The following is a 25941-nucleotide window of genomic DNA, read 5'->3' as shown; positions in this document are numbered from 1 at the left end:
CAGCCGGTCAGCCGCTCAGCCACTGGCCGGTCAGCGATAGGCGGCGGGGTCGGACGAATCGGTGGGATTGGCCAGCACCTTCTGCAGCTGCGGCGAGATCGGCACGTTCAGGTTGATGCCTTTCGGCGGGACCGGGCTGGTGAACCATTTCGCATACAGGCGCGGAAAATCGGGCGACGCGAAGGCGGCACGCAGTGCCGCATCCACGGCTTCCTTGAACGGTGCGTCGCCGCGGCGCAGCATGATGGCGTACGGCTCGAGCGACAGCGCCTCGGTGCCGATCGCGTAGTCGGCCGGCTGCTTCGAGCCGGCCACCTGGGCCGCCAGCAGGATATCGTCGTTCGCCTCGGCATTGGCGCGATTCGTTTCCAGCATCAGGAAGGACTCGGGATGATCCTTGCCGACCACGATGCGCATGCCGAGGTTGCGCTCGCGGTTCAGCGCCGTCATCTGCTTCAGCGTGGTGGTGCCGGCGGTGGCCACCAGCGTCTTGCCCTTCATGTCCGCCAGCGTGCGGATATTGGCCGTCTTGCGCGTCAACAGCCGGTTGGCGATCACGAAGATGGTGGGCGAGAAGGCCACCTGCCGCGCGCGCTCGGCATTGTTGGTGGTGGAGCCGCATTCGAGGTCGATGGTGCCGTTCGCCATCAGCGGGATGCGGTTGCTGGCGGATACCGGCGTCATCTTCACTTCCACCGGCTTGTTCAGGCGCTTCTTCACTTCGTCGACGATCTTCATGCACAGGTCGACCGAGTAGCCGATGAAGCGGCCCTTGTCGTCCAGGTAGGAGAACGGCACCGACCCTTCGCGCACGCCCAGCGTGATGTAGCCATCGCGCGCGATCTTGGCCAGCGTGCCGTTACGCGGTGGCTCCGCCTGCTGCGCGTGCAGCAAGCCCGGTAACGCCAGGAGCAGCAGGACAAACAGCCGGATCGATGCCATGATTTCCTCCCTGGAGAAATACACGTCGCAAAAGAACCAACAGCAAGACCGAAGACAGACTGAAGACAGACCGAAAACAGATCGAAAACTTGAAACTGGCAGGCAGGGCTGACGGCTGCCGCCGCATTACCGGGCCGGGCCTCAGTGGATAATCCGGGCCAGGAAATCGCGCGCGCGCTCCGAGCGGGGCGCGCCGAAGAATTCTTCCTTGCCGCAATCCTCGACGATGCGGCCCGCATCCATGAACACCACGCGGTTGGCCACGCGGCGCGCGAAACCCATTTCATGGGTGACGACCATCATCGTCATGCCATCCTGCGCCAGGCCGACCATTACGTCCAGCACTTCATTGATCATTTCCGGATCCAGCGCGGAGGTGGGTTCATCGAACAACATCGCGATGGGGTCCATCGACAGCGCACGGGCGATCGCCACGCGCTGCTGCTGGCCGCCGGACAACTGGGCCGGGTATTTGTCCTGCTGCGACAGCAGGCCGACGCGATCGAGGTATTTCAGGCCCCGTTCATCGGCTTCGTCGCGCGTTCGCTTGAGCACCTTGACCTGGCCAAGCGCCAGGTTTTCGCGCACCGACAGGTGGGGGAACAGTTCGAAATTCTGGAACACCATGCCGATCCTGGCGCGCAATCGCGGCAGGCTGGTGTCGGGCGCCGTCACGGACGTGCCGTCGACGACGATCTCGCCCCGCTGTATGGGTTCGAGGCCGTTGACGGTCTTGATCAGGGTGGACTTTCCGGAGCCGGAAGGGCCGCAGATCACCATCACGTCGCCCCTATCCACCCGCGTAGTGCAATCGGTGAGCACCTGGAATTGCCCATACCACTTACTGATGTTCTGGATTTCTATCATCGCCATTCGTGCGCTCACAGCCTGCTTGACAGTGTCGGAAGCCCCAAGGATACTGCGCGAAACTTTTCAATTAAATGCCTGATAATTAATCATTTTACGGCAAACCCCGGCCACGGCGCGCACCCCGCGCCGCCAGGCCCAGCATGGAGAGACACAGCTCATGGAGAAAAAGAACCGCCTGACCACCTGGATCCTGGTGGCGCTGGCCCTGGGGATCGTGGCCGGCTACATCCTGAATTCAACGATGGCGACGCCGACGTCGTATTCCGAAGCGATGTCGCTGATCACGACCATGTTCCTCCGCCTGATCAAGATGATCATCGCGCCGCTGGTGTTCTCCACGCTGGTGGTGGGCATCGCGCGCATGGGCGATGCCAGTGAAGTCGGCCGCGTGGGCCTGAAGTCGCTGGCGTGGTTCTTCGGCGCCTCGGTGGTGTCGCTGGCGCTGGGCCTCGTGCTGGTCAACATCTTCCGCCCGGGCGATGCGCTGGCGGGCACGCTGGCCAGTACAGCCGCATCGACCGCCAACCTGGCTACCAGCAGCCTGACGCTGAAGGACTTCATCACCCACCTGATCCCCGTGTCGATCGTGGATGGCATGGCGAAGAACGAGATCCTGCAGATCGTGGTGTTCTCGCTGTTCTTCGGCCTGGGCGCCGCCGCCGTGGGCAAGAAGGCCGAACCGATGGTCGATGCGATCGACGGCGTGGCCCACGTGATGCTGAAGGTCACGGGCTACGTGATGCAGTTCGCGCCGCTCGCCGTGTTCGCGGCCGTCTCCGGCATCATCGCCAAGGAAGGCCTGGTGGTGCTGAAGACCTACGGCGTGTTCATGGCCGAGTTCTATTTCGGCATCGCCTTGCTGTGGGGCCTGCTGATGTTCGCCGGCTTCCTCTTCCTCGGCAAGCGCATCTTCGACCTGATGAGGGAAGTGCGCGGCCCGACGATCCTGGCATTTTCCTGCGCTTCGTCGGAAGCGGCGTTCCCGAAGACGCTGGAAGGGCTGGAACGCTTCGGCGTGCGCAACCGGATCGCCGCGTTCGTGCTGCCGATCGGCTACTCGTTCAACCTCGATGGCTCGATGATGTATTGCACGTTCGCCGCGGTGTTCATCGCCCAGGCTTACGGCATCGAACTGTCGCTGGGCACGCAGATGGCGATGATGGCCGTGCTGATGCTGACCTCGAAAGGCATGGCCGGCGTGCCGCGCGCCTCGCTGGTGGTGATCGCCGCCACGCTGTCGCAATTCAATATCCCGGAAGCGGGCCTGGTGCTGCTGCTGTCGATCGACCACTTCCTGGACATGGCCCGCTCGGCCACCAACGTGATCGGCAACAGCATCGCCACCGCCGTGGTGGCCAAGTGGGAAGGCGAATTGACCCATCCTTCGAAGGACAAGGATCCGGCGCTGGAGCCGCTGACCTGATTCGCGGCGACCTGATTCGCGGCGAGATGAACAAGGCCGGGCTCGACAGCCCGGCTTTTTTTTGCCTGGTTTTTCTTGCTTCGTGCATCACCGACGCGTGCGAAGAATACCTTTACAGCCGGGGCAAGACCCGGCGTCGTGCAGCCGGGCTTGCCTTGCCGCTCATGGCAGCCTCCGTTGCAGCAGGGATTCGCTATCGCCCAGGCGCGACCAGCGCACGGCCCAGGCACCCGGCACCATCATCAGCAGGCCACAGGCCAGCATCAGCACGGATACCGGTTCCGGCACCGGCATCGGCGCGGCGGCCATGACGGCGGGCGGCGGGGATTCGGCAGGCAGCGGCAGGTCGGTCAGTACGGCGCTCCATGCCAGGTCCGCCCAATCCTCGGCGGGGATGTAGCGGACCGGTTGCGCGGACAGGTGGTGCGGGAAATACTGAGGGAAATACGGTGTGGAGCGAGGCGGGGAATAAGCGGAGGAATAAGTGGAGAAATACGCGGAGAAATAAGCGGGAAGGTAGGCTGTGAAATACGCCGGCTGGTGCGCGGGTACCTGTCCGGGTGGCTGGCCCGGCGCCTGCGCGGTGGCCTGGAGATCGATCAGTTCCACCGCCCGCCCCGGCTGGCAAGCCAGCAGCACCGCAAGCGCAACTACAGTCAGCGCAACGACAGAATGCGCAACTACGGGTCTGGATCGCATGGCGCCTCTCCCATCGGGCCGCGCGCGGTGCGGCCCCGTCCATGCCGAGGCAAGTTATGGGCCAAGCAAATAAAGCCCCCGTAAATCAGCCACTTGCTGCGGAGTCATCGATATGTCCCGCAAGGCTGTCAATAGCGCCGACAGTTCATGCCGCGGCATCGGCCGGAGCGTCGGCGCGGGCTTGCTGGCGCGCCCACATCTGCGCATACAGCCCGCCAGCGGCCAGCAAGGCGGGATGGTTGCCGCGTTCGACGATACGGCCATGGTCCAGCACCAGGATCTGGTGCGCATCGGCCACGGTGGACAGGCGGTGGGCGATCACCATCGTCGTGCGGTTTTTCGCGATCTCCTTCAGCTGGGCCTGGATCGCCTGCTCCGCCTTGGAATCAAGCGCGGAGGTGGCTTCGTCGAAGATCAAAATCGCCGGGTTCTTCAGCAGCGTGCGGGCGATGGCCACGCGCTGCTTTTCGCCGCCGGACAGTTTCAGCCCCCGTTCGCCCACCATCGTGCGGTAGCCGTCGGGCAGACTGTCGATGAAGTCGTGGATCGATGCCGCCCGGGCCGCGGCCACGATCTCGTCATGCGTGGCGCCCGGCTTGCCGTAGGCGATGTTGTATTCGATCGTGTCGTTGAACAGCACGGTATCCTGCGGCACGATGCCGATCGCGTGGCGCAGCGAATCCTGGGTGACCGCACGGATATCCTGGCCGTCGATCGTGATCGCGCCGCCGCCGACTTCGTAGAAGCGGAACAGCAGGCGCGACAGCGTGGACTTGCCGGAACCGCTATGGCCGACGACGGCGGTGGTGGTGCCCGCCTGGATCGTGAAGTCGACGTCGAACAGGATCTGCCGCTTGGCTTCGTAGCTGAAGTCGACATGCGAGAATTTCACCTGGGCGCCGTGCGTGACCAGGGGCCGGGCATCCTTCGCATCGGCCACTTCGCGGTTCTCGTCGAGCAGCGAGAACAGGCGTTCCATGTCGGCCAGGCTCTGCTTGATCTCGCGGTAGATCACGCCCAGGAAATTGAGCGGGATGTACAGCTGGATCATGAAGGCGTTGACCAGCACCAGGTCGCCCAGGGTCATCGTGCCGTCGACGACGCCGACCGTGGCGCGCCACAGGATCAGCGTGACGGCGGTGGCGATGATCGCCGACTGGCCCGTGTTGAGGAAGGACAGCGAGGTTTGCGAGCGCACCGCCGCCGCCTCGTAGTGCTTCAATCCTTCGTCATAGCGCTTGGCTTCGTATTCCTCGTTGCCGAAATACTTGACGGTTTCATAATTGAGCAGCGAATCGATGGCCTTCGTGTTGGCCTTCGAATCCAGGTCGTTCATGGTGCGGCGGAAATGCGTGCGCCAGTTGGTGACGATCACCGTGAAGGCGATGTACAGCACCAGCGCACTGAACGTGATCACCGAAAACCATACGTCGTAGTGCGTGACGAGGTAGGCCAGCACCAGCGTGATCTCGACCAGCGTGGGCAGGATGTTGAACAGCGTGTACGAGATCAGCGAGCCGACGCCGCGCGTGCCCCGCTCGATGTCGCGCGTCATGCCGCCGGTCTGCCGGTTCAGGTGGAAGCGCAGCGACAGCGCGTGCAGGTGGCGGAACACCTGCAGTGCGATGGTGCGTACGGCACGCTGCGTGACGCGGGCGAACAGGAACTCGCGCAGCTCGGTAAACACGGTGGTGGACAGCCGCAGCGCGCCATAGGCGAGCAGCAGCCCGACCGGCAGGATCAGCAGCGCGCGGGGATCGCCGGGCTTCAGCGTCATCGCGTCGACCAGGTGTTTCAGCACGACCGGCACGCCGACATTGGCCAGCTTGGCGCCCACCAGCGCCAGCAGGGCCAGCAGCACGCGCCATTTGTAGACCAGCAGGTAAGGCAGCAGGGTTTTCAGGGTGGCAAGATCGCTGCGGCCTGGGCGGGCGGGCGGAGGTGGCTCGGAGGAGTAGGCGGAACGGCGCATGACTGGCGGACGGGCTGGTTTACAATCGGAACCCATTGTATCCCCCAACGAGTTTTCATGATGACCACGCCCGACGCCGCTCCTGCTCCTGTCCCTGCTCCTGCTCCCGCCGCCACCTCCGCGCCAAACTGCCTGCCTGTTGGCAAGATGCCGGAACTGCGGGTCATGCCCGCCCCTTCCGATGCGAATGTCTATGGCGACGTGTTCGGCGGCTGGATCATGGCCCAGGTGGACATCGCCGGTTCGCTGCCCGCCACCCGCCGCGCCAACGGCCGCGTGGCGACCATCGCCGTCAATTCCTTTGTATTCAAGAATCCCGTGTTCGTCGGCGACCTGCTGTCGTTCTACGCCGATATCGTGCGGGTCGGCACCACGTCGATCACGGTCAATGTCGAGGTCTACGCGGAACGCAACCGCCTGCAGGCGGACATCGTCAAGGTGACGGAAGCCACGCTCACCTACGTGGCCACCGGCCCGGACCGCAAGCCGCGTCCGGTACCGCCGATCGAATCGCTGATGCACAAGTAAGCGTGGAGCACAGCCGCCGGCAATTGCTGCTGACGGGTGCGCGCGTGGCCGGCCTGGCCGCGCTCGGCCCGGCGCTCGCTTGCGCGGCGGCACCGCGCAACGCGCCCTATCCGTTCACGCTGGGTGTCGCCTCGGGTGCGCCGCTGCCCGACAGCGTTGTGCTGTGGACCCGCATCCTGTTCGACCCGCTCGATGCCCGCAGCACGCCGCCGGTGGCATTCGCGGTGCGCTGGGAAATCGCCGAGGACGAAGGGTTCCGCCGCATTGCCGCCAGCGGCAGCGCCACCGCCAGCCCGGCGCTGGCGCACAGCGTGCACGTGGACGTGAAAGGCCTGCGGCCGGACCGCTGGTACTGGTACCGCTTCATGCTGGACGGAGCCGTGAGCCCCGTTGCGCGCACCCGCACGGCGCCGGCGCCCGGTACCCTGCCCCGCTCGCTGAAGGTGGCCGTGGCCTCGTGCCAGCACTGGGAATTCGGCCACTACGCGGCGCTGCGCCACCTGGCGCAAGCCGCGCCGGATCTGGTCGCCTTCCTGGGCGACTATATCTACGAATGGGGCCAATACAGGCTCGAGCATCCAGACCGGGCCGTGCGCCGCGACGAAAGCTTCACGCTGGACCAGTACCGCGCCCGCTATGCGCAGTACAAGAGCGACCGCGACCTGCAGGCCGCGCACCACGCGGCGCCATGGATCATGACGTGGGACGACCATGAAGTGGCCAACGACTACGGCGCGCTGCGCGATGAATTGCTGACGCCCGATTTCGCGGCACGCCGCGCCGCCGCCTACCAGGCCTACTGCGAACACCAGCCGCTGCGCTTCACCGCCAGCGGCTTCCGTAACGTGCGGATGTACCAGCGCTACGACTGGGGCGCGCTGGCACGCTTCCACGTGCTGGACAACCGCCAGTACCGCTCGCCGCAGGCCTGTGCGCGGCCGAACCGCGGCGGGTCCAATTCCGTCTACCGCAATGCCTGCGCGATGCTGGCCGATGGCGGGCGCACGATGCTGGGTTCCGCGCAGGAAAACTGGCTCCAGGATGGACTGAAGAGCTCCAGGGCACGCTGGAACGTGCTGGCCCAGCAAACCCTGATGGCGCAGTCGTCGCAGGTGGAGATCCGCCGCGCCAGCGACGGCCGCTTCTGGACCGATGGCTGGGATGGCTACCCGGCGGCGCGCCAGCGGCTGCTGGACTCCGTGCGCGCCAGCGGCGCCGCCAATCCGCTGGTGCTGTCCGGCGACGTGCACACCTTCTATGCGGCCGAGCTGCGGCGCGACCCGACCCGGCCCCGTTCCTCGGGCAACCCGGTGGTGGCGACGGAATTCTGCGGCACGTCGGTCACGTCGAGCTCGCGGCCGCAGGCGCGCACCGCGCAGTACGTGGCGATGAACCCGCACATCAAGTACGGGCGCAGCGACCGGCGCGGCTACATGCTGATGGAGATCACGCCGGAACGGACGTCCGTGCTGTTCGAGGGGCTCGACGATGTGCGGAACAAGGCCAGCGGAGTGCAGACGCTGGCCCGGTTCGCGGTGGAGGGTGGCAAGGCGGGGGTGGTGGCAACCTGAGACAGGTTGCAGGCTATTTACCCCGGAGGCGTAACCCCGGGGTCATCAAGCCTGCCAATGCGCGTGCCTGTACTCAGGCGGCCTTCTTCTCGTCCCGCAACTGCCGCCGCAGGATCTTGCCCACGTTAGTCTTCGGCAGGTCGTCGCGGAACTCGATGTACTTCGGCTTCTTGTACGCCGTCAGCTCGTGCTTGCAGAATTCCATCAGCGATTCGGCCGTCAGGTTCGGGTCCTTGCGCACCACGAACAGCTTGACGGCTTCGCCGGAATTCTTGTCCGGCACGCCGATGCAGGCGCATTCCAGCACGCCGGGGTGCGCGGCCACCACGCCTTCGACTTCGTTCGGATACACGTTGAAGCCCGAGACGATGATCATGTCCTTCTTGCGGTCGACGATCTTCGTGTAGCCCCGCTCGTCCATGATGCCCACGTCGCCGGTCTTGAAGAAGCCGCTGGCCGTCATCGAGCGGGCCGTTTCATCGGGGCGCTGCCAGTAGCCGGCCATCACCTGCGGGCCGCGGATGGCGATTTCGCCGGCCGTGCCGAGCGGCACTTCATTGCCGTCGTCGTCCAGGATGGCCACTTCGGTGGACGGGATCGGCAGGCCGATCGTGCCGGTGAATTCCTTGATGTCGACCCGGTTGGCGGTGGCCACCGGCGACGTTTCGGACAGGCCGTAGCCCTCGATGATCGGCGTGCCGGTCAGCTTCAGCCACTTGTCGGCCACGGCCTTCTGCACGGCCATGCCGCCGCCGTTGCACACCTTGTAGCTGGAAAAGTCGAGTTTCGCGAAATCGGGATTGTTCAGCAGCGCGTTGTACAGCGTGTTCACGGCCGGCAGCACCGTGACGCGGTACTTCGCCAGTTCCTTGACGAAGCCGGGAATGTCGCGCGGATTCGGGATCAGCACGTTCAGGCCGCCCAGGCGCATGCCCATGAAGGCGGAAATCGTCAGCGAATAGATGTGGTACAGCGGCAGCGCGCACACGAAGACCACCTGCTCCTGCTGCGGCCCCATGTGCAGCCACGCCTCGTTCTGCAGCACGTTGGCGACCACGTTACGGTGCAGCAGCACGGCGCCCTTCGAGACGCCGGTGGTGCCGCCGGTGTACTGCAGGAAGGCGATGTCCTCGTGGCCGATCCGGGCCGGATGCAGCGTCATGCGGCCGCCCTCGGCCAGCACCTGCTTGAAGGTCACGGCGCGCGGCAGCGAGAAGGCCGGCACCATCTTCTTCACGCGGCGCACCACGAAGTTGACGATGGCGCCCTTCACGGTACCCAGCAGATCGCCCATGGTCGCCACGATCACGTGCTGCACCGGGGTTTCATGCAGCACCTGCTGCACCGTGTTGGCGAAGTTCTCCAGCACGATGATCGCTTCGGCGCCGGAATCCTTCAGCTGGTGCGCCAGCTCGCGCGGCGTGTACAGCGGGTTGACGTTGACCACCGTGTAGCCGGCGCGCAGGATGCCGGCCATCGCCACCGGGTATTGCAGCACGTTGGGCAGCATGATCGCCACGCGGGCACCCTTCTGCAGCCCCTTGCCCTGCAGCCAGGCGCCGAACTTGCGGGACATCTGGTCGACCTGCGCATAGGTGAGGAACTTGTCCATGCAGACGTAGGCCTTGTCATCGGCATACTTGCGGAACGACTCCTCCAGCAGATGCGTCACCGAGGTGTACTGCGAGACGTCGATCTCGGCGGGTACGCCTTCGGGATAGGATTTCAACCAGATTTTTTCCATGCAATGCCTCTTTCGTGTTATTCGGGAACCCCTGATGGGCATTCCTCATGCAGCTTCCTTGGAGCCGGCCAGGACTTCGTCGCGCAGTACGCGCCGCAGGATCTTGCCGACATTGGACTTCGGGAGTTCGTCGCGGAACTCGATGTATTTCGGCTTCTTGTAGCCGGTCAGGTTTTCCTTGCAGTAGGCCATCAGGACGTCGGCGGTCAGCGCCGGATCCTTGCGCACCACGTACAGCTTGACCGCCTCGCCGGAGTGCGCGTCCGGCACGCCGATGCAGGCCACTTCGAGCACGCCGGGATGCGCCGCCACCACCGCTTCCAGTTCGTTCGGATAGACGTTGAAGCCGGAGACGAGGATCATGTCCTTCTTGCGGTCGACAATTTTTACATAACCGCGCTCGTCCATGATGCCCACGTCGCCGGTCTTGAAGTAGCCGTCGGCTGTCATCACCTTGGCGGTCTCCTCCGGCCGGTTCCAGTAGCCAGCCATCACCTGCGGGCCGCGGATGGCGATCTCGCCGGGCTGGCCCAGCGGCACTTCATTGCCGTCGTCATCGAGGATGGTCACCTCCGTCGACGGGATGGGCAAGCCGATCGTGCCGGAAAACGCCGTGCTGTCGGAGCGGTTGCAGGTGGCCACGGGCGCCGTCTCGGACAGGCCGTAGCCTTCGATGATCGCCACGCCGGTGGCCTTCAGCCACTTGTCGTTGACGGCCTGCTGCACCGCCATGCCGCCGCCGTTGGCGATCTTCAGGCCGGAAAAATCGAGGTGGTGGAAATCGGGGTGATTGACCAGCGCGTTGTACAGCGTGTTTACCGCCGGCAGCATGTTGAACTTGTACTTGGCCAGTTCCTTGATGAAGCCGCCGATGTCGCGCGGGTTCGGGATCAGGATGTTCAGCGCGCCCATGCGCATGCCCCACATCGCGCATGCCGTCAGCGCGAAGATGTGATACAGCGGCAGCGCGCACACGATCGACAGTTCCGCGACGCGCGGTTCCTTGGCCAGGCCCGGCTGGGACCAGGCTTCCACCTGCAGCACGTTGGCGATCACGTTCTTGTGCGTCAGCGTGGCGCCTTTCGAGACCCCGGTGGTGCCGCCGGTGTACTGCAGGAAGGCGGCATCGTCGTGCGCGATGTCGACCGGCGTCAGCTTCATGCCGGACGCGTGCGACAGCGCTTCCTTGAAGCGCACCGCGTTCGGCAGCGAATACGCCGGCACCATCTTCTTCACGCTGCGCACCACGAAGTCGACGACCAGGCCCTTGGCCATGCCCAGCATCTCGCCCATGCTGGCCACGATGATGTGCTTCACGGCCGTGCGGCCCAGCACCTGCTCGAGCGTGTGGGCGAAGTTTTCCAGGATGATGATCGCTTCCGCGCCCGAATCGGCCAGCTGGTGTTCCAGCTCGCGCGGCGTGTACAGCGGATTGACGTTGACCACCGTGTAGCCGGCGCGCAGCACGGCGGCCAGCGCGACCGGATATTGCAGCACGTTCGGCATCATCAGCGCCACCCGCGCGCCCGGCTTCATGCCGCGGCTTTGCAGCCACGCGCCGATGCGTTTCGAATACGTGTCGAGTTCACCGTAGGTGATGAACTTGTCCATGCACACGAAGGCCTTGCGGTCCGCGTATTTCTGGAACGATTCCTCCAGCAGGTGTACCAGCGAGCGGTACTGGTTCGCATCGATGTCGGCGGGAACGTCGGATGGGTACGACTTCAACCAGATCTTGTCCATGCTGTGCCTCTTGTCTCCGTTTTATTGCAGGGCGACCGTGGAACGCCCCGCTGTCATGGGCCGCCGGTTGCACAGGGCCGGCGGGCTGTCGCGGTGTCGACTTCCAGAAAAAAACGAACGCTCGTACTATCTGCGAGCTAAGATGCTATCGACAGGCTGGGCCGTATGCAAGCGCTTTTTGCGCCTCGCCGTGGCGGATAACCAGCACCGTGCAGCGAACCAGCCTGTGGCGGCGCAGCATCGCAAGGCGGTCCGCCACGCGAGGCTGGCGTCAATGACCGCCGGCCGTTTCAGCCTTTTTCTCTGCCACGACAGTCACGGCGGCTGCGGGCGCCGCGGAGCGCGCAAGCTCGGCCAGCCGTTCGCTGCGTTCGACGGACGGCAGGTTGCTCATGCGTTGCACCGCAGCATAAAAACGCGGGAACGTCTTTTCCTTGGCCAGCAACGCCTTGAAGCCAGGCAGGAGATCATTATAGGTGGCGACGGCTGCCAGGTGTGCGTTGGTGAGCTTCTCGGCGAAGAAGCGGTCATAGCCGGCATAGCCGCCCCAGCTTTCCTTCAGCACGGCATATTCCTGGTGCAGCGATGCGAAGATGCGTGCCTTGCCCTCGCGCTTTTTCTTCACGCTGGCCTTGCTGGCATACAGCTCGGCGAGCATCTGGCGATGCTTGACCAGCAGCGCCAGGAACTCCTTGCGGCGCATGCTGTAGCGGACATACGCTTCGCGCATGGCTTCGTTGCCATACAACTCCAGCCAGCGGTCGACGCCCGCTTCCTCGACGGCCGAGGCGAAGGCTTCATTGAAGCGCGAATCGCCGGGAACGTAGACCACCTGGTGGGCCAGTTCATGGAACACCATGCGGGCCAGTTCGGCGTCCGAATAATTGATGAAGGTGGACAGCAGCGGATCGCTGAACCAGCCCAGCGTGGAATAGGCAGGCACGCCGCCGACCTGCACGTCGTCGCCTTCCTTGCGCAGTTCTTCCGCATACGCCTGCGCGTCGTCCTTGCTGTAATAGCCGCGGTACGCCACGCAGCCGGCGATCGGGAAACACCACTGGATGGGACGCAGGGAAAGTTCCGGTGTCGCGACCACGTTCCACACCACGAAGGGGCGGTTCAGGGCCGCGTATTGCTTGTAGCTGGCGTTGTCGGGCAAGCCCAGTTCGCGCACGGCGAACTTGCGGATCGTGACAGCCTTTTCCAGCCGTGCACGCAGTTTCGGTTCGGTGTTGGGATCGCCCAGCCAGTCATCGATGGGGCGCGAATCGGACCAGAGCGAATACTGGCCTTGCGCCGCCTGGAAGTAATACTTGACCTGGGCGCAACCGGCCAGCAAGGCGGCGCACGAAAGCCCTGCCACGAGGTACCTGGCACGTATGTTTAAACGGGCAATCTTGCGCATGCTTCCTACTCATGAGACACGTTCGACTTGAACCAGTGTATCGTAAAAAGTCGGCGCGCGGCCCATGTCGGTCAGGCGCTGGCTGGTCACCTCATTGGCATTCTTGCCATCGCGCGCAAGCTTTTTCCACCAGATTGACAGGCCCACCACGAGCCCCTTGCGGGCCTTTTCCGTGACCCGGGCCTTGCATACGAACGAGCCACGATCGTTGAAGATGCGCACCATATCGCCGTGGTTGATGGCACGTGTTATCGCATCGTCAGGATGGATGTCGAGCTGCGGCTCGCCTTCCGTCGCACGCAGGCTTTGCACATTGACAAAGGTGGAGTTCAGGAAGTTGCGTGCCGGCGGAGATATCATCGCCAGCGGGTATTTTGCTGCAAGATCGGGGGTAGATGCCGCCGATTCATAGTTTTCGATGTAGGTCGGCAGGGGCTCCAGGCCATCCGCCTGCATCGCTGCCGAAAAGAATTCGCATTTGCCCGAAGGTGTGGGGAATTTGCCATAGGCAAATGGCGCATCCGGCATGGCCAGCTTTTGCCAGCCCTTCTTCTTCAACGCATCCCAGTCGAAATGAATGGCTCTTGCATCATCCTTGCGGAAGGCATTGGATGCCAGTTCATCATCCGTCTCCGCGAAGCACGGATTGGTAAAGCCCATGCGGGCAGCCAGCAGCCGGAAGATTTCCGTGTTCGGTTTTGCTTCGCCCAGCGGCGCGATGGCCGGATTGTTGGCCATCATGTACAGGTGGCCGTAAGCCAGGTGCGCATCGGCGTGCTCCAGCTGCGTGGTGGCCGGCAGCACGATGTCGGCGTAGTCGACGGTATCGGTCTGGAACTGTTCCAGCACCACCGTGAACAGGTCTTCGCGCGCGAATCCCGCCTGCACTTTCGACGAGTCCGGCGCCACCGCCACCGGGTTCGAGTTGTAGACGATGACGGCGTCCACGCGCGGGCCGAACGCCGGCGACGCGGGGCGCAGCAGGTCGTCCCCGATGGTCGTCATGTTGATCGTGCGGGGCAGCTTCTTCAGCAGGTCCGGGCGCTGCAGCGCGGGCTTGTTGGTGGGGAACGATCCGGACGTCGACAGCTGGATGCCGCCCGCGGCGTGCCGCCACGCGCCCACCAGGGCTGGCAGGCAGGCGATGTTCCGTACCGCCATGCCACCGCCGCGCACGCGCTGCACGCCATAGTTGACGCGGATCGCCACGGGCTCGCCGGCCTTTGCAGTCTGGCCGTACAGGCGCGCCAGCTCCAGCACCTGTTCTTCCGGAATGCCGCAGGTGGCGGCCGTGCGCGCCGGCGTCCACTCGGCGGCGCGCTCCTTCAGTTGCTCGTAGCCCAGCGTGTACTGCGTGATGTAGTCGTCGTCGACCAGGTTTTCGGCGACCAGCACGTGCATCATGCCCAGCGCCAGCGCGGCATCCGTGCCCGGCATCGGCGCGATGTGCAGGTGGCACTTCTCGGCCGTCAGCGAGCGGTAGGGATCGATCGCCACCAGCTTCGCGCCGCGCCGCTTGGCTTCCTGCGCGCGCATCCAGAAGTGCAGGTTCGAGGCGATCGGGTTGCCGCCCCAGATCAGGATCAGCCTGGCATCCTGGAAGTGTTCGAGATCGGTGCCGATCGAACCGCCGATCGTGTACTTGTAGCCGGTGGCCCCGGCCATCGCGCAGATCGTGCGGTCCAGCAGCGAGGCACCCAGCTGGTGGAAGAAGCGCGACGACATGGATTCGCCCTGCAGCAGGCCCATCGTGCCGCAGTAGCTGTACGGCAGGATGGCTTCCGGCGCGCTGTCCGCCAGCGGCTTCAGGCGCGCGGCGATCTCGTCGAGCGCGGTATCCCAGCTGATGCGCTCGAACTTGCCCTCGCCCTTTTTGCCGACACGGCGCAGCGGGTACAGCAGGCGGTCCGGCGAGTAGGTGCGCTCGGCATAGCGGGACACCTTGGTGCACAGCACGCCGGCCGTGGTCGGGTGATCGGGATCGCCCTTGATCTCGGTGGCGACGCCGTTTTCGACGGTGACGAGGATGGCGCAGGTATCGGGGCAGTCGTGCGGGCAGGCTGCGCGCACTTGGGTGGCGGTCATGGCGGCGATGAAACGGAGAGGAACAATCCGCTATCGTAAACCATCCGGGCGCTCTTGCGGGCCCGCCGCGCGGGTGGCCGCGAAGCCGTTACAAAGGCTACAATGTTCCTTCGCTCATTGGCATGTTACCGGCGTGTTTGGCGTACGCGCCCCTATCCGGGGCGGCAGAGAATAACTGGAGAGCCAGATGAAACTTGTAGAACCGATCATTGCATTTCAGTCCGAGCTGCAGGACATCCGCCGCGACCTGCATGCCCATCCCGAACTCTCCTACGAGGAAGTGCGCACCGCCGACGTGGTGGCCGCGAAACTGGGCGAATGGGGCATTCCCGTGGTGCGGGGCCTTGGCGTGACGGGCCTGGTGGGCATCATCAAGAACGGCACCTCCGACCGCGCGATCGGCCTGCGCGCCGACATGGATGCGTTGCCGATGCAGGAAGTGAACACCTTCCCGCACGCCTCGCGCCACCCCGGCAAGATGCACGCCTGCGGCCATGACGGCCACACGGCGATGCTGCTGGGCGCGGCCTACCACCTGGCGCGGCAGCGCGATTTCGACGGCACGGTGTATCTCGTGTTCCAGCCGGCCGAGGAAGGCGGCGCCGGCGCCCGCAAGATGATCGAGGATGGCCTGTTCGAACGCTTCCCGATGGAAGCCATCTACGGCATGCACAACTGGCCCGGCTATGCGGCCGGCACGATGAATGTGTGCACGGGGCCGATGATGGCGTCGTCGAACGAATTCCACGTGACGGTGCGCGGCAAGGGCGCGCACGCGGCCCAGCCGCACAAGGGCATCGACCCGGTGATGATCGCCGTGCAGATCGCCCAGGCATGGCAGACCATCATCACGCGCAACAAGAGTCCGCTGGATACGGCCGTGCTGTCGATCACGCAGATCCATGCCGGCAGCGCCACCAACGTGATTCCCGACACGGCGCAGCTGGTGGGCACCGTGCGCACCTTCACCACGCCGGTGCTGGACCTGGTCGAGCAACGCATGCGCACGCTGGCCGAGGGCATTGCCGGCGCATTCGAGGCGGAAGTGGATTTCGCGTTCAAGCGCAACTATCCGCCGCTGGTGAACCACGAGAAGGAAACCGCCTTCGCCGTCGAGGTGATGAAGGCCGTGGTGGGCGAACAGAACGTGGATGCCGATGCCGAGCCGACGATGGGTGCCGAGGACTTCGCCTTCTTCCTGCAGGAAAAGCCCGGCTGCTACATTTTCATCGGCAACGGCGACGGCGATCACCGCACCGGCGGCCACGGCCTGGGGCCATGCGTGCTGCACAACGGCAGCTACGACTTCAACGACAACCTGCTGCCAGTTGGTGCCAGCTTCTGGGTGCGGCTGGTGGAAACGGCGTTACCGCTGCGCTAGTAACCGGGCTCAGGCCGGCAACTGGTCCGGCGCGTCGCCCACGCGCTGGCCCGGATTCAGGCGCTCCAGCGCCAGCAGCGCGGCCGCATGGTCCGCTTGCGGATACTCGTCCCCGATCGATTCGTAGCGCTCCGTCACCAGGCTGGTGACCGGCAGCGCGATGCCGGCCGCCGCCGCCGCGGCCAGGATGTTGTGCTGGTCTTTCAGTTGCGTGGCGACCTGGCCGCCCGGCAGGAAATTACGGTCCAGCATGCGCTGGCCATGCACTTCCAGGATGCGGCTTTCGGCGAAGCCGCCCCGGATTGCCGCGCGCACGGCGGCGGGATCGGCGCCCGCCGCCTGGGCCAGCAATAACGCTTCCGCGACGATATTGATCGTGCCGCCCACTATCAGCTGGTTGCACAGCTTCGAGACCTGGCCCGCGCCGGCCGGGCCGACCCGGGTGACACGGCCCATCGCTTCGAAGACCGGACGGGCGTATTCGATGTCCGCCTCGGCGCCGCCGGCCATGATCGCCAGCGTTCCCGCCTGGGCTCCGCCGACGCCGCCTGATACGGGCGCATCGACGAAGCGGCAGCCGGCCGCCACCAGGCGGGCATGGAATTGCTGCGCTTCGGACTGGCGGGTGGAACTCATGTCGATCCACAGCGTGCCCTGGCGCAGTGCGGCCAATGCGTCATCGATGACGGTACCGACCACCGGGCCGGCTTCCAGCATGGAAATGACGATATCCGCGTCGCGCACGGCATCGGCCAGGTGCGGCACGGCCATGGCGCCCTCCGGTGCGAGGCGTTCTGCCTTGCTGAAGGTACGATTCCACGCGCTGACGGGTAAGCCGGCGTGCAGCAACCGGCGGACCATCGGCTCTCCCATCAAGCCGATACCAAGAAAAGTTATTTTCGTAAAGAATGCCACTTTATTATCGCTCCATGTCGTTGCGTATTTATCTAGCAAGATGGCGTCGATTCTACCCTTTAGGTGCCCTTCAGCTTAAATCCGCCGAGCCCGCTACAATATTTGGATTGCCGTATCGCTACGGATACAGCATGTCACTTGAGAGAACAGGCACATGAAAAAAACAATCGCGGCCGTGGCCGCACTGATGGCGGCCCATGCCGCCTTCGCGGCCGATGGCCAACTGATCGACGGCGTGTATGGCGAAGCCGCCACCGCTTCGAAAATCCGCATGGCACGCGTGGGCGTGACCAAGGACTGGAACCCGAACTGGAGCTGGTTCGACTCCGGCAACACGCACCTGACCGGCTACTGGGATGCCAGCGCCGGTTACTGGCAAGGCCGCCAGTACAAGAACGTCCCGGGCGACAAGCAGCACATCGTCGATATCGGCTTCACGCCGGTATTCCGCTTCGAGAACAAGAACAAGCTGGGCTTCTATGCCGAAATCGGCATCGGCGCGCACTTGATGTCCGAAACCTATAACAACAACGATGACCGCCTGTCGACGGCATTCCAGTTCGGCGACCACATCGGCATCGGCTATGTGTTCAACAAGAACTGGGAAGTTGCGGTGAAGATGCAGCACTTCTCGAACGGCAGCATCAAGAAGCCGAACAGCGGCGTCGATTACGGCGTGGTGAAGCTGGCTTACCGGTTCTGATCCGGAACCGCCCGGAAGAAGCCCGCCTCGGCGGGCTTTATTTTTGGCGCAGGCGTTGCAGGAACCCTGGCAGCAGGTTGAACAGCCTGACCTGCAGGTGCAGCTGCCACGGGAAGACGCAGCATGCCTCGCGCCGCGCGATGGCCGCCACGATGCGCCGCACGGCTTGCGCTTCGGTTTGCAGGAACGGCTTGCGGCGAGCGTCGCCGCCGTTCAGTTCGCGCAGGCGGGCGGTGTCGACATAACCGGGCACGATGACGGTGACGGCGATGCCGAACGGTTCCAGCGCCTTGCGGAAGGTATCGCAGATCGCGATCGCGGCGCGCTTGCTGGCGCTGTACAGCGAGGCACCCGGATAGTCCTGCAACAGGCCGGCGATGGAGGCAACGGCGGCCAGGTGCCCATGGCCTTGACGCCGCATGTGCCGGGCGGCGATGTCGAACGCATCGTACAGGCCGCCGACGTTGGTGGCGAGCACCGGCAGCGTGGCTTCCGGATCGGCGGCGATGCCTGCCGCGTCGGTGTACTGGCCGGCGGTAACGACCAGCAGGTCGACCGGGTTGAAAGCGCCGATGGCGCGTTCGAGCGCCGCGCGGTCGGTGATGTCCACGGCCTCGATCCGCACTTGCGGATGACCTGCAAGCGGGTGCCCGTCCAGGCGCGAGGTATCGCGTCCGCACAGGGCCAGCGTGGCGCCCTGCCCGGCATAGTGTTCGGCCAGCGCCAGGCCGATGCCGCGCGTGCCGCCGATGATCATGATCCTTTTCATGGCAGCTGCCGCCCCGTGTAGGCCGCGTGCCCTTTCCGGTAGCCGTACTGCCACTGGGCTTCGACCTGGGCGCGGTAATCGTCGTAGCTGGCGGGCGCGATCAGGCGGAAGCGGTTCTCCCGCCAGCGGACCCGCTTCTTCAAGCCGTGGCCGCGCAGCGCTTGCGCCATGTCCTGCGTATCGATCCACACGTCCGCGGCCTGCCCGTGCACCGCGCGCAGCCGCGCATCGCCATCGATGCCCAGCACCGCCCGCCATGCCGGCGCCACCAGCCAGGGATCCGGCCGGCCCTTGCGTTCCATCGCCACGCTGGCGGCCAGGCGCCGCGCCAGCTCGATCGGGAACAGGTCGATCACGCCGCCGGTGTAGTGGCTGGCCCCATGCTGGTGGCAGCGGAAGTAAAACATGTCCGACAGCGAGGTGCGGACCGCGTCCTCCAGCGGCATCGCGCTGTCCACTTGCAGGACGGGTGCGATGGCGCCGTCGCTCCAGCGCGGGTCGGCCGCGGCGGCGGGAGTGCCGCTGGCCAAGGCGGCCACGCGGGCATCGCCGAACACGGTTTCCGCGAACAGCGCGCGGCCGCCGCGCGGCTGGCCCACCTCTTCACGGTTGAACAGCAGCTTGCCGCCGACGATCGCCACCGCGGGCGCCGCCTGCCCGGATGCGGGGGGCAAGGGCAAGCCGGCAGGCAGCTCGAACAGGTAGTCGTCGAACAGGTCGGGGATGAGCGGCACGGAAGACCGGCGCATCCAGCGCCGCGCCGCGCCGGCCAGCATCGGCAACGGTGCCGCGCGCGCGGTCGATTGCAGGCTAGCGAGGAATGCGTGCACTTGCCGCGACGCCAGCCATTCCTTGCGCGCCGCCGCATCGGGCAGGCGCGCGATGGTGGCCGCCGCCACGGCGCCTCCGCACGTTGCCAGCAGCAGGTCCGGCGCATGGCCGGTGTCCTCGGCTGCCGCGTGGATGCCGAGGTAATAGCCGAAGCGGAAACCGCCACCGGCCAGGACCAGGCAACGCGCGTATTGATGCGTTTTCTCCATGCCCTGCATAATGCCCAAATGCGATTACCACGACAAGGCAAGGCGCCATCGGCGCGGGCACGCGCCGTCCACCTGCTGGGCAACTGGCTGGTGTTCGGCCTGTGCTACCCGCTCAGCCATACGATTGCCGCGCGCCTGCCGGCGCAGCACAGCGTGGCGCTGCCGCTCGATGCCGCCGTGCCGTTCTGGCCGTGGATGATCGTTCCCTATGCCAGTTCCTCGCTGTTTTTCGTGCTGGTCTTCCTGCTCGTGCGCAGCGCGGAGGAACTGCGCGTGGCGAGCCGGCGCATGCTGCTGGCAACGGTGACGGCGGCACTGGTGTTCGCTGTCTATCCGGCCCGCTTTACTTCGGCACGCCCTGCCCTCGACAACCCGTTCCTGGCCGCGGCCTACGGGTTTCTCGATATCGTGGACCAGCCCTACAACCAGCTGCCTTCGCTGCACGTGGCTTACTGCCTGCTGTTCTGGCTGGCGTTGCGGCCGCTGGCGGGGGGCTGGCGGCGCCTCGCGCTGGCGGCGTGGCTGATGCTGGTGGCCGCGAGCACGCTGTTCACCTGGCAGCACCATGCGGCCGACGTGCTGGGGGGACTGGCGCTGGGCGCGGCCGTGGCCTGGCTCGTGCGCCCCGGCGCGACCCGTCGTTCGACGGTCGCCTTTTACTACACGATCGCGGCCGGCATCACGCTGCATGCCGGCTGGTTCGTGCTGGGCAGCTGGCTCGCCCTGTATGCCGCCGCTTGCCTGCTGCTGGTGGCGCTGGCATACGCCCGGCGCGACGCGCGCTTTCTCCGCAAGGACGGTGGGCGCCATGCGCTGGCCGCTTGGCTGCTGTACTGGCCTTACCTGGCCGGGTATCTGCTCACATGGGCGCTGGTTCGCTACCGCGAGCGCGGCCGCGCCGCGTTCATCGAGCTGGCGCCAGGCCTGTTCGTCGGGCGGCGCCTGTCCGCCGCGGAAGCGCGGCGCCTGCCGGAAGGTTGCAGCGTGATCGACCTGTCGCCGGAGCTGCCGGAAGCCGCGGCCTTGCGCGGCGCGTGCTATCACCATGCGCCGCTGCTCGACCTGCATGCGCCGCGCCCGTCGCAGGTGCGCGCCGTGCTGGCATTGCTGGCCGAGCAGCACCGGCCCGGCCGCGCAGTGTTCCTTCACTGCGCAATGGGTTACAGTCGCAGCCGTTTCATCGCCCGTCTCTATGCAAGGAAAAACCACCGATGGCTTTCTCGATCTACCAGTTGAAACCGCGCTTCCAGCAATTGCTGCGGCCATTGCTGTCGTCGCTCGCCCGCATCGGCGTGACGCCGAACCAGGTAACGCTGGCGGCGATGTTCCTCTCCTGCGCCTATGGCGCGGCGCTTGCCGCCGCCCCGGATAGCGCGGCCCTGTGGTATGGCTTGCCGGCCTTCCTGCTGTTCCGGATGGCGCTGAACGCCATCGATGGCATGCTCGCCACCGCGACCGGCAACAAGACCAGCCTGGGCGCGGTGCTCAACGAGATGGGTGACCAGGTGTCCGACGCCGCCCTGTATCTGCCGTTCGCGCTGGCGGCCGGGATATCGGCCCCGCTGGTGGTCGGGGTGGTGGTGGCGGCGCTGCTTGCCGAATTTGCCGGCGTGCTGGCGCAGGGCATCGGCGTGGCGCGCCGTTTCGACGGGCCGATGGGCAAGAGCGACCGCGCCTTTGCCCTGGGCGTGATCGCGCTGCTGATCGGCTCAGGCGTGACGCCCGCCTGGAGCAATGGCCTGCTGTGCGTGGTCCTGCTGCTGTGTGTGCTGACGATCGTCAACCGGCTGCGCCAGGCGCTGCGGCTTTGCGTGCCACCGACACGGTGAAGATGCCCTCCACGCCGATCAGCGTGGCGATCTTCTCGCCACCGGCCACGCGCACCAGGGCATCCATTTCCGCCTGGGGGCGGGGTCGCATGCGCCACGCTTCGCCACGGTGGTTCGTCAGCGTGCCGGCGATCATTTCCAGCTGCGGGTGCCACGGCTGCGCGGTATAGATCAGGTGCCCTCCCGGACGCAGGCTGGCGAAGACGCCTTCCAGCGAGCGCAGCACCATGGCATTGTCGCTGAACAGTTCATACAGGCCGGATACCACGGCAATGTCGTAAGTGCCCTCTTCGCCCGCATAGCTGGCGCTGTCGAACGCATCGCGCCGGCGGCAATCCACTTTCGCCTGCAGCTGCAGGCTCGCGGCCAGCGCGCGTGCGCGGTCGACGTTGTGCTGCGCATAGTCGCACAGCGTGACTTCGATAGGGCGGTCCTGGAATCGCTTGACGGTTTCCAGCACATAGCGCGCGGAACCGGACGCGATGTCGAGGATACGCAGCGGAGGTTGGGCGGGGTTCACGGCCGGGTGGGCGGCGATGCGCTGTGCCAGCAGGTGCTGCAGCTGCACCTTGCGCACGCGGATACCGCGCCAGCCCACCGCGTCGAGATAGCCACGGTCCATCACCGCGCCGAACATCAACTTCCCGCCAGCCTGGTTGCGATACACATAGTCCAGCGACTCGCCGGAATCGAAGCCGTGCGTGAGCCCCACGCGCATGCCGTCGCTCAGTGGTCCGAGCGCCTTGAGCATTCGGCGCTGCAGGGCATACGACGCACGGGTGAGCGGATTGCCGTATTCATTGCGTTGCAGTGCCGCGTAGGCCCGGGCGCTGGCGCTCGCGCTGTCCGCCTGGAGGTAGTGCGTGGGCGGCAGCGGCTCGCGTGCGTAGCATGCGGCGATGAACTCGCGGCATGCGGCCAGGGCCGCCGACATGTCGCGCTCATAGAGCACGGCGTGATAGCAGTCGCGCAGCTGGACATAGCGTTTCAGCGGCGAGGACAGCCGCTCGAAGAATGCCTTTTGCGGCCCCTCATGGACAACGTAATCCTTATCCGCCGCCAGCATCAGGACGGGAGTGTCGATCGCGGCCGCGTCTTTCACGATGCGCTCCGCGGTATCGGCGAGCTCCAGCAGGATCTGGGCGGAGATGCTCTTGGCGATCAGGGGATCGGCCGCGTAGGCATCGGCTTCCTGCTTCGAATGGGTGAGCATCCCCGGGCGGATATAGCTGGTGACGAACAGGTCGGGCTTGAAGCGGCGCGCGAACCGGAGCGCCGGCTTGGCCAGCGGCACGTACAGCTTGATCTTGAACGCGGCGGCGGCCATGACCAGCCCGCGGATGCGCGGCGCATAGTCATGCAGCCACGTGGCCGCCACTACCGCACCGACGCTGTTCGCGACGACCAGCATGTCTTCGCGCGCGATGCCGTAGCGCTGCGCAATGTGGGCGACGAAAGCATCGAGGTCATCGACCAGCGTGGCGAATCCGGGCGCCGCACCCCGTTCTCCCGGCGAATGGCCATGGCCACGCGCGTCGTAGGCGAAAGCCCAGTCATCCCCATAACCGAACTGTTCGACCAGGGGCGCGATCCGGCCCGAATGCTCGTGGCCCCGGTGCAGGAACACGAGGGCGCGCTGCGGGCCGTCGTTGCGCGGCGCTTTCGGTTGCCACGCGCGGTAAAACAGCCGGGTGCCATCGCTGGCATCGAAGCCGGCTTCGGAAGTGGTCCACGCTGCCGGATGTTCGCTTTTCATGAGGTTGTGCCTTCCATGGTAATGACCAGAATGTACAGCAGTGGCGCGGTGACGACGAGGCTGTCGATCCGGTCGAGAATGCCGCCGTGCCCGGGGATCAGTTGTGAAAAATCCTTGATGCCGAGATAGCGCTTCGCGGCGGAGAACATCAGGTCGCCGGCGAAGCCCCCAACGGACAGGAGCAAGGCGTACGCGGCCATCCTGGCGGGTGAGCCAAGCTGGAGGTAGCTGCCCAGGACCAGGGTCAGCAATTGCGAAACGGCCACGCCGCCGGCAAGGCCCTGCCATGTCTTGTTCGGGCTGATAGTGGGCGCGATCCTGTGGCTGCCGAACAGTTTGCCGCCGATGAACTGGCCGATATCGTTGAGGGCGGTAACGATGAACAGGTAAAAGAGCCATGCCAGGCTGGCAGCGGGGCCGGCCGGGATGTCGATGAACCGCACGATCGACCACGCTGCCGCGATCGTCAGCCACAATAAAAGATAGACGAGTGACGGTTTGACTGCCCGGGCGCGAAAGAACAGGAATTGCGCAACGATGAGCGTCGGCAGGGCGACCGGCAGCACCGCGGGCACGAGCAGGTGAAGGGTGGTCGCCGCGCCGACTGCGAGCGCGGCATTGCGGCGGAAATGCGACGACGGGTCATCGGCATACGGCGCCAGTTCACGCACCGCCAGCAGGCAGATCAGTCCTGCCAGCAACCACGGGCCAAGCGGGTACAGCAGCAATGCGATCGTGACGACCGGGAAGATGCGCCACCATGCGTTGACCTGGTTGCGCAAGCTGCCGGTGGGAGCGGCCAGCCGCTGCACCAGCAGCGAAGTAATGCCGAGCAAGCCATACAGGGCGGTCATGGCGATGCCGATTTGTGAACCGGACGAAAGGAACGGGAGCATGGCGACGCTTATGGGATGACAACCCTTCATTATAGTAAGCGTACGCGTGAGACCGGTTGTCGGCAATCAGGAGCGAGGCCGGGCACTGCCCGGCGGAGGAATCAGCGGCGTACCCCGGACTTCGAAGAGCATTAAAACCGGTGACAGTGAACTGAACCCTAAAAGTTGGACACCAACTTTTGGGGTTTTTCATGGCGAAATACAGTGTGCAGTTCAAGCAAGAGGTGGTCGATCGATATCGGGCCGGCCCGTTAGGATGCGTTCGTCTGGGCAACGAGATGGGCGTGGATCCTAGCCTGGTCTATTTGTGGGTCAGGCTATACGACGCTCATGGCGTGGGGGGCCTGGAGAAGAAGCAACATAGGCACAGCGCTGAGGGCAAGCTGTCGATATTGCAGCACATGTGGAAACATGAGTTGTCATGTTTCGAGACGGCCGTGATTTTCAACGTGCGCCACACCGGCAGCATCGGCCAGTGGGAGCGCTGCTATCATAGCGGCGGTATAGATGCGCTCAGTCCCCGACCGCGCCAGAGACCGAAGAAAATGCCCACATCCCAGCCGCCCGCGCCGCAAACGCCTCTCGATGAAGAGGCCAAGACCCTTGAAGAGCTTCTCAAAGAAGTGAACTACTTGCGGATGGAGAACGCCTACCTAAAAAAGCTGGATGCCTTGGTTCAGGAAGAGAAGCAGCAGCGTGCGATAGCGCGCAAAAAGCGAAAGTAATCACTGAACTGAGGCAGCGTTTCCCTTTGGATGGCTTGCTGGAAGTAGCAGGCCTGGCGCGCAGCACTTACTACTATCAGCAGCAAGTGGCCAAGCTAGGCGATCGTGACGAGGCCTTAAAAAATCGTGTTCAGGGCGTCTTCGACGGCAACCACGGGCGCTATGGCTATCGCCGTGTGGCCGCTGAGATCCGCAAGGACGGGCATAAGGTTAACCACAAACGTGTACAGCGTTTGATGAGCGAGCTCGGCTTGAAATCGCTGGTGCGGCCGAAGAAGTATCGTTCTTACAAAGGCGAAGTGGGCGAAGCTGCAGATAACCTCTTGGACCGCGATTTTGAAGCTGCGGCCATGCACGAGAAGTGGGTAACTGATGTCACGGAGTTCAATGTCGCTGGCAAAAAACTGTATCTCTCGCCGGTGATGGATCTGTGCAACGGCGAGATCATCGCCTTCGAGACGAACACCCGGCCAGTGCTGAGCTTGGTTACCAACATGGTTAAAAAAGCCCTGCGAAAGCTCGGCAAAGACGACAAGCCAATCCTTCACTCAGACCAGGGATGGCACTATCGGAAGCCCGCTTACCGGAAGGCGCTGGAGGATAAAAATGTCGTGCAGAGCATGTCTCGCAAAGGAAATTGCCTCGATAACGCTGCCATGGAGAGCTTCTTCGCCGTACTCAAGACTGAGTACTTCCATCTGCAGAAATTTGCCAGTATCGAGGAGCTGAAGAAAGGCCTGGTGAAGTACATCCGCTACTACAATCACAAGCGCATCAAGCTTAGGTTGAACGGGCTGAGTCCTGTGCAGTACAGAACTCAGCTCCAAGTAGCATAGCTAACAAACCGTCCAACTTCCTGGGGTCACTTCACAGGCTCCGATTTTCTTCGAAAGCTTCCTGGAAACCGGTGACAGGCTCCGATTATGTTCGAAAGGTTCTCGAAAT

21 protein-coding genes are annotated in these 25941 nt (G+C 64.6%); 8 read left to right on the top strand and 13 right to left on the bottom strand.

Annotated features, from left to right (window positions below; all coding sequences use genetic code 11):
* Positions 1-30: 30 nt before the first annotated feature.
* Positions 31-942, bottom strand: a complete 912-nt coding sequence (locus EYF70_RS30805; RefSeq protein ID WP_131148781.1) for an amino acid ABC transporter substrate-binding protein — start codon at positions 940-942, stop codon at positions 31-33.
* A 141-nt stretch (positions 943-1083) separates the two neighbouring features.
* Positions 1084-1809: an amino acid ABC transporter ATP-binding protein gene (locus EYF70_RS30800; protein WP_131149440.1), complete on the bottom strand. Its 726-nt coding sequence runs from the start codon at positions 1807-1809 to the stop codon at positions 1084-1086.
* A 160-nt stretch (positions 1810-1969) separates the two neighbouring features.
* Here EYF70_RS30800 and EYF70_RS30795 point away from each other — a divergent pair, with 160 nt between their 5' ends.
* Entirely contained in the window at positions 1970-3235 is a 1266-nt protein-coding gene (locus tag EYF70_RS30795) for a dicarboxylate/amino acid:cation symporter (protein ID WP_131148780.1), read from the top strand.
* A 162-nt stretch (positions 3236-3397) separates the two neighbouring features.
* On the opposite strand, the gene EYF70_RS30790 is transcribed toward EYF70_RS30795, so the two are convergent.
* Both EYF70_RS30790 and EYF70_RS30785 read right to left on the bottom strand, forming a co-directional pair.
* Positions 3398-3844: a hypothetical protein gene (locus tag EYF70_RS30790; protein ID WP_131148779.1), complete on the bottom strand. Its 447-nt coding sequence runs from the start codon at positions 3842-3844 to the stop codon at positions 3398-3400.
* A 235-nt stretch (positions 3845-4079) separates the two neighbouring features.
* Entirely contained in the window at positions 4080-5906 is a 1827-nt protein-coding gene (locus tag EYF70_RS30785; protein WP_131148778.1) for an ABCB family ABC transporter ATP-binding protein/permease, read from the bottom strand.
* Positions 5907-6053: 147 nt separating this feature from the next.
* On the opposite strand from EYF70_RS30785, the gene EYF70_RS30780 reads away from it, so the two are divergent.
* Positions 6054-6434, top strand: coding sequence for an acyl-CoA thioesterase (locus tag EYF70_RS30780; protein ID WP_174800467.1), 381 nt, complete (start codon positions 6054-6056; stop codon positions 6432-6434).
* 2 nt (positions 6435-6436) lie between these two features.
* A complete protein-coding gene (locus EYF70_RS30775) occupies positions 6437-8005 on the top strand; it encodes an alkaline phosphatase D family protein (RefSeq protein ID WP_131148777.1) in 1569 nt (522 codons plus the stop codon).
* 73 nt (positions 8006-8078) lie between these two features.
* Here EYF70_RS30775 and EYF70_RS30770 read toward each other — a convergent pair whose 3' ends face one another.
* The 4 genes from EYF70_RS30770 to EYF70_RS30755 all read right to left on the bottom strand — a co-directional run bounded on the left by EYF70_RS30770 (position 8079) and on the right by EYF70_RS30755 (position 14982).
* Complete coding sequence (locus EYF70_RS30770; RefSeq protein WP_131148776.1) at positions 8079-9749, bottom strand: long-chain fatty acid--CoA ligase; 1671 nt, start codon at positions 9747-9749, stop codon at positions 8079-8081.
* 45 nt (positions 9750-9794) lie between these two features.
* Positions 9795-11492 (bottom strand): long-chain fatty acid--CoA ligase, encoded by a 1698-nt coding sequence (locus EYF70_RS30765; RefSeq protein WP_131148775.1) that lies wholly within the window; start codon positions 11490-11492, stop codon positions 9795-9797.
* 271 nt (positions 11493-11763) lie between these two features.
* The gene (locus EYF70_RS30760; RefSeq protein WP_131148774.1) at positions 11764-12897 is read right to left on the bottom strand and encodes an aminopeptidase; all 1134 of its coding nucleotides are present in this window, start codon (positions 12895-12897) and stop codon (positions 11764-11766) included.
* Between the two features lie 9 nt (positions 12898-12906).
* Complete coding sequence (locus tag EYF70_RS30755; protein WP_131148773.1) at positions 12907-14982, bottom strand: molybdopterin-containing oxidoreductase family protein; 2076 nt, start codon at positions 14980-14982, stop codon at positions 12907-12909.
* 187 nt (positions 14983-15169) lie between these two features.
* Here EYF70_RS30755 and EYF70_RS30750 point away from each other — a divergent pair, with 187 nt between their 5' ends.
* Complete coding sequence (locus EYF70_RS30750) at positions 15170-16363, top strand: M20 aminoacylase family protein (protein WP_131148772.1); 1194 nt, start codon at positions 15170-15172, stop codon at positions 16361-16363.
* A 9-nt stretch (positions 16364-16372) separates the two neighbouring features.
* Here the strand turns inward: EYF70_RS30750 and EYF70_RS30745 are convergent, their stop codons facing one another.
* Positions 16373-17224 (bottom strand): NAD(P)-dependent oxidoreductase, encoded by an 852-nt coding sequence (locus tag EYF70_RS30745; protein WP_229420634.1) that lies wholly within the window; start codon positions 17222-17224, stop codon positions 16373-16375.
* 208 nt (positions 17225-17432) lie between these two features.
* Here EYF70_RS30745 and EYF70_RS30740 point away from each other — a divergent pair, with 208 nt between their 5' ends.
* Complete coding sequence (locus EYF70_RS30740) at positions 17433-17981, top strand: acyloxyacyl hydrolase (protein WP_131148770.1); 549 nt, start codon at positions 17433-17435, stop codon at positions 17979-17981.
* 37 nt (positions 17982-18018) lie between these two features.
* Here the strand turns inward: EYF70_RS30740 and EYF70_RS30735 are convergent, their stop codons facing one another.
* Complete coding sequence (locus EYF70_RS30735; protein ID WP_165497831.1) at positions 18019-18750, bottom strand: SDR family NAD(P)-dependent oxidoreductase; 732 nt, start codon at positions 18748-18750, stop codon at positions 18019-18021.
* Positions 18747-19790 (bottom strand): patatin-like phospholipase family protein, encoded by a 1044-nt coding sequence (locus tag EYF70_RS30730; protein WP_165497830.1) that lies wholly within the window; start codon positions 19788-19790, stop codon positions 18747-18749. Before EYF70_RS30730 ends, EYF70_RS30735 begins: the two co-directional genes overlap by 4 nt.
* An 18-nt stretch (positions 19791-19808) precedes the next feature.
* On the opposite strand from EYF70_RS30730, the gene EYF70_RS30725 reads away from it, so the two are divergent.
* Together EYF70_RS30725 and EYF70_RS30720 are read left to right on the top strand one after the other, a co-directional pair.
* Positions 19809-21026 (top strand): phosphatase PAP2 family protein, encoded by a 1218-nt coding sequence (locus EYF70_RS30725; RefSeq protein ID WP_165497829.1) that lies wholly within the window; start codon positions 19809-19811, stop codon positions 21024-21026.
* Positions 21002-21619 carry a CDP-alcohol phosphatidyltransferase family protein gene (locus EYF70_RS30720; protein WP_131148766.1) on the top strand — a complete coding sequence of 206 codons (618 nt, stop codon included), beginning with the start codon at positions 21002-21004 and terminating at the stop codon, positions 21617-21619. The genes EYF70_RS30725 and EYF70_RS30720 overlap by 25 nt, the downstream gene beginning before the upstream one ends.
* Here EYF70_RS30720 and EYF70_RS30715 read toward each other — a convergent pair.
* Positions 21570-23375 (bottom strand): bifunctional alpha/beta hydrolase/class I SAM-dependent methyltransferase, encoded by a 1806-nt coding sequence (locus EYF70_RS30715; RefSeq protein WP_131148765.1) that lies wholly within the window; start codon positions 23373-23375, stop codon positions 21570-21572. The genes EYF70_RS30720 and EYF70_RS30715 overlap by 50 nt on opposite strands.
* Entirely contained in the window at positions 23372-24271 is a 900-nt protein-coding gene (locus EYF70_RS30710) for a phosphatidate cytidylyltransferase (RefSeq protein ID WP_165497828.1), read from the bottom strand. The genes EYF70_RS30715 and EYF70_RS30710 overlap by 4 nt, the downstream gene beginning before the upstream one ends.
* 191 nt (positions 24272-24462) lie before the next feature.
* Here EYF70_RS30710 and EYF70_RS30705 point away from each other — a divergent pair.
* Positions 24463-25832, top strand: a protein-coding gene (locus tag EYF70_RS30705; RefSeq protein WP_131144256.1) for an IS3 family transposase whose coding sequence is annotated in 2 segments (ribosomal slippage) — positions 24463-24934 and positions 24934-25832 — 1371 coding nt in all. Because the reading frame shifts where the segments join, the coding sequence is not laid out codon by codon here.
* The last annotated feature ends 109 nt before the right edge of the window (positions 25833-25941 follow it).

Origin of the sequence: Pseudoduganella albidiflava, assembly GCF_004322755.1 — a bacterium.
GTDB classification, from domain to species: domain Bacteria; phylum Pseudomonadota; class Gammaproteobacteria; order Burkholderiales; family Burkholderiaceae_D; genus Rugamonas; species Rugamonas albidiflava.
The sequence above is the reverse complement of the archived record's forward strand: the minus strand, read 5'-3'. Positions and strand labels throughout refer to the sequence as shown.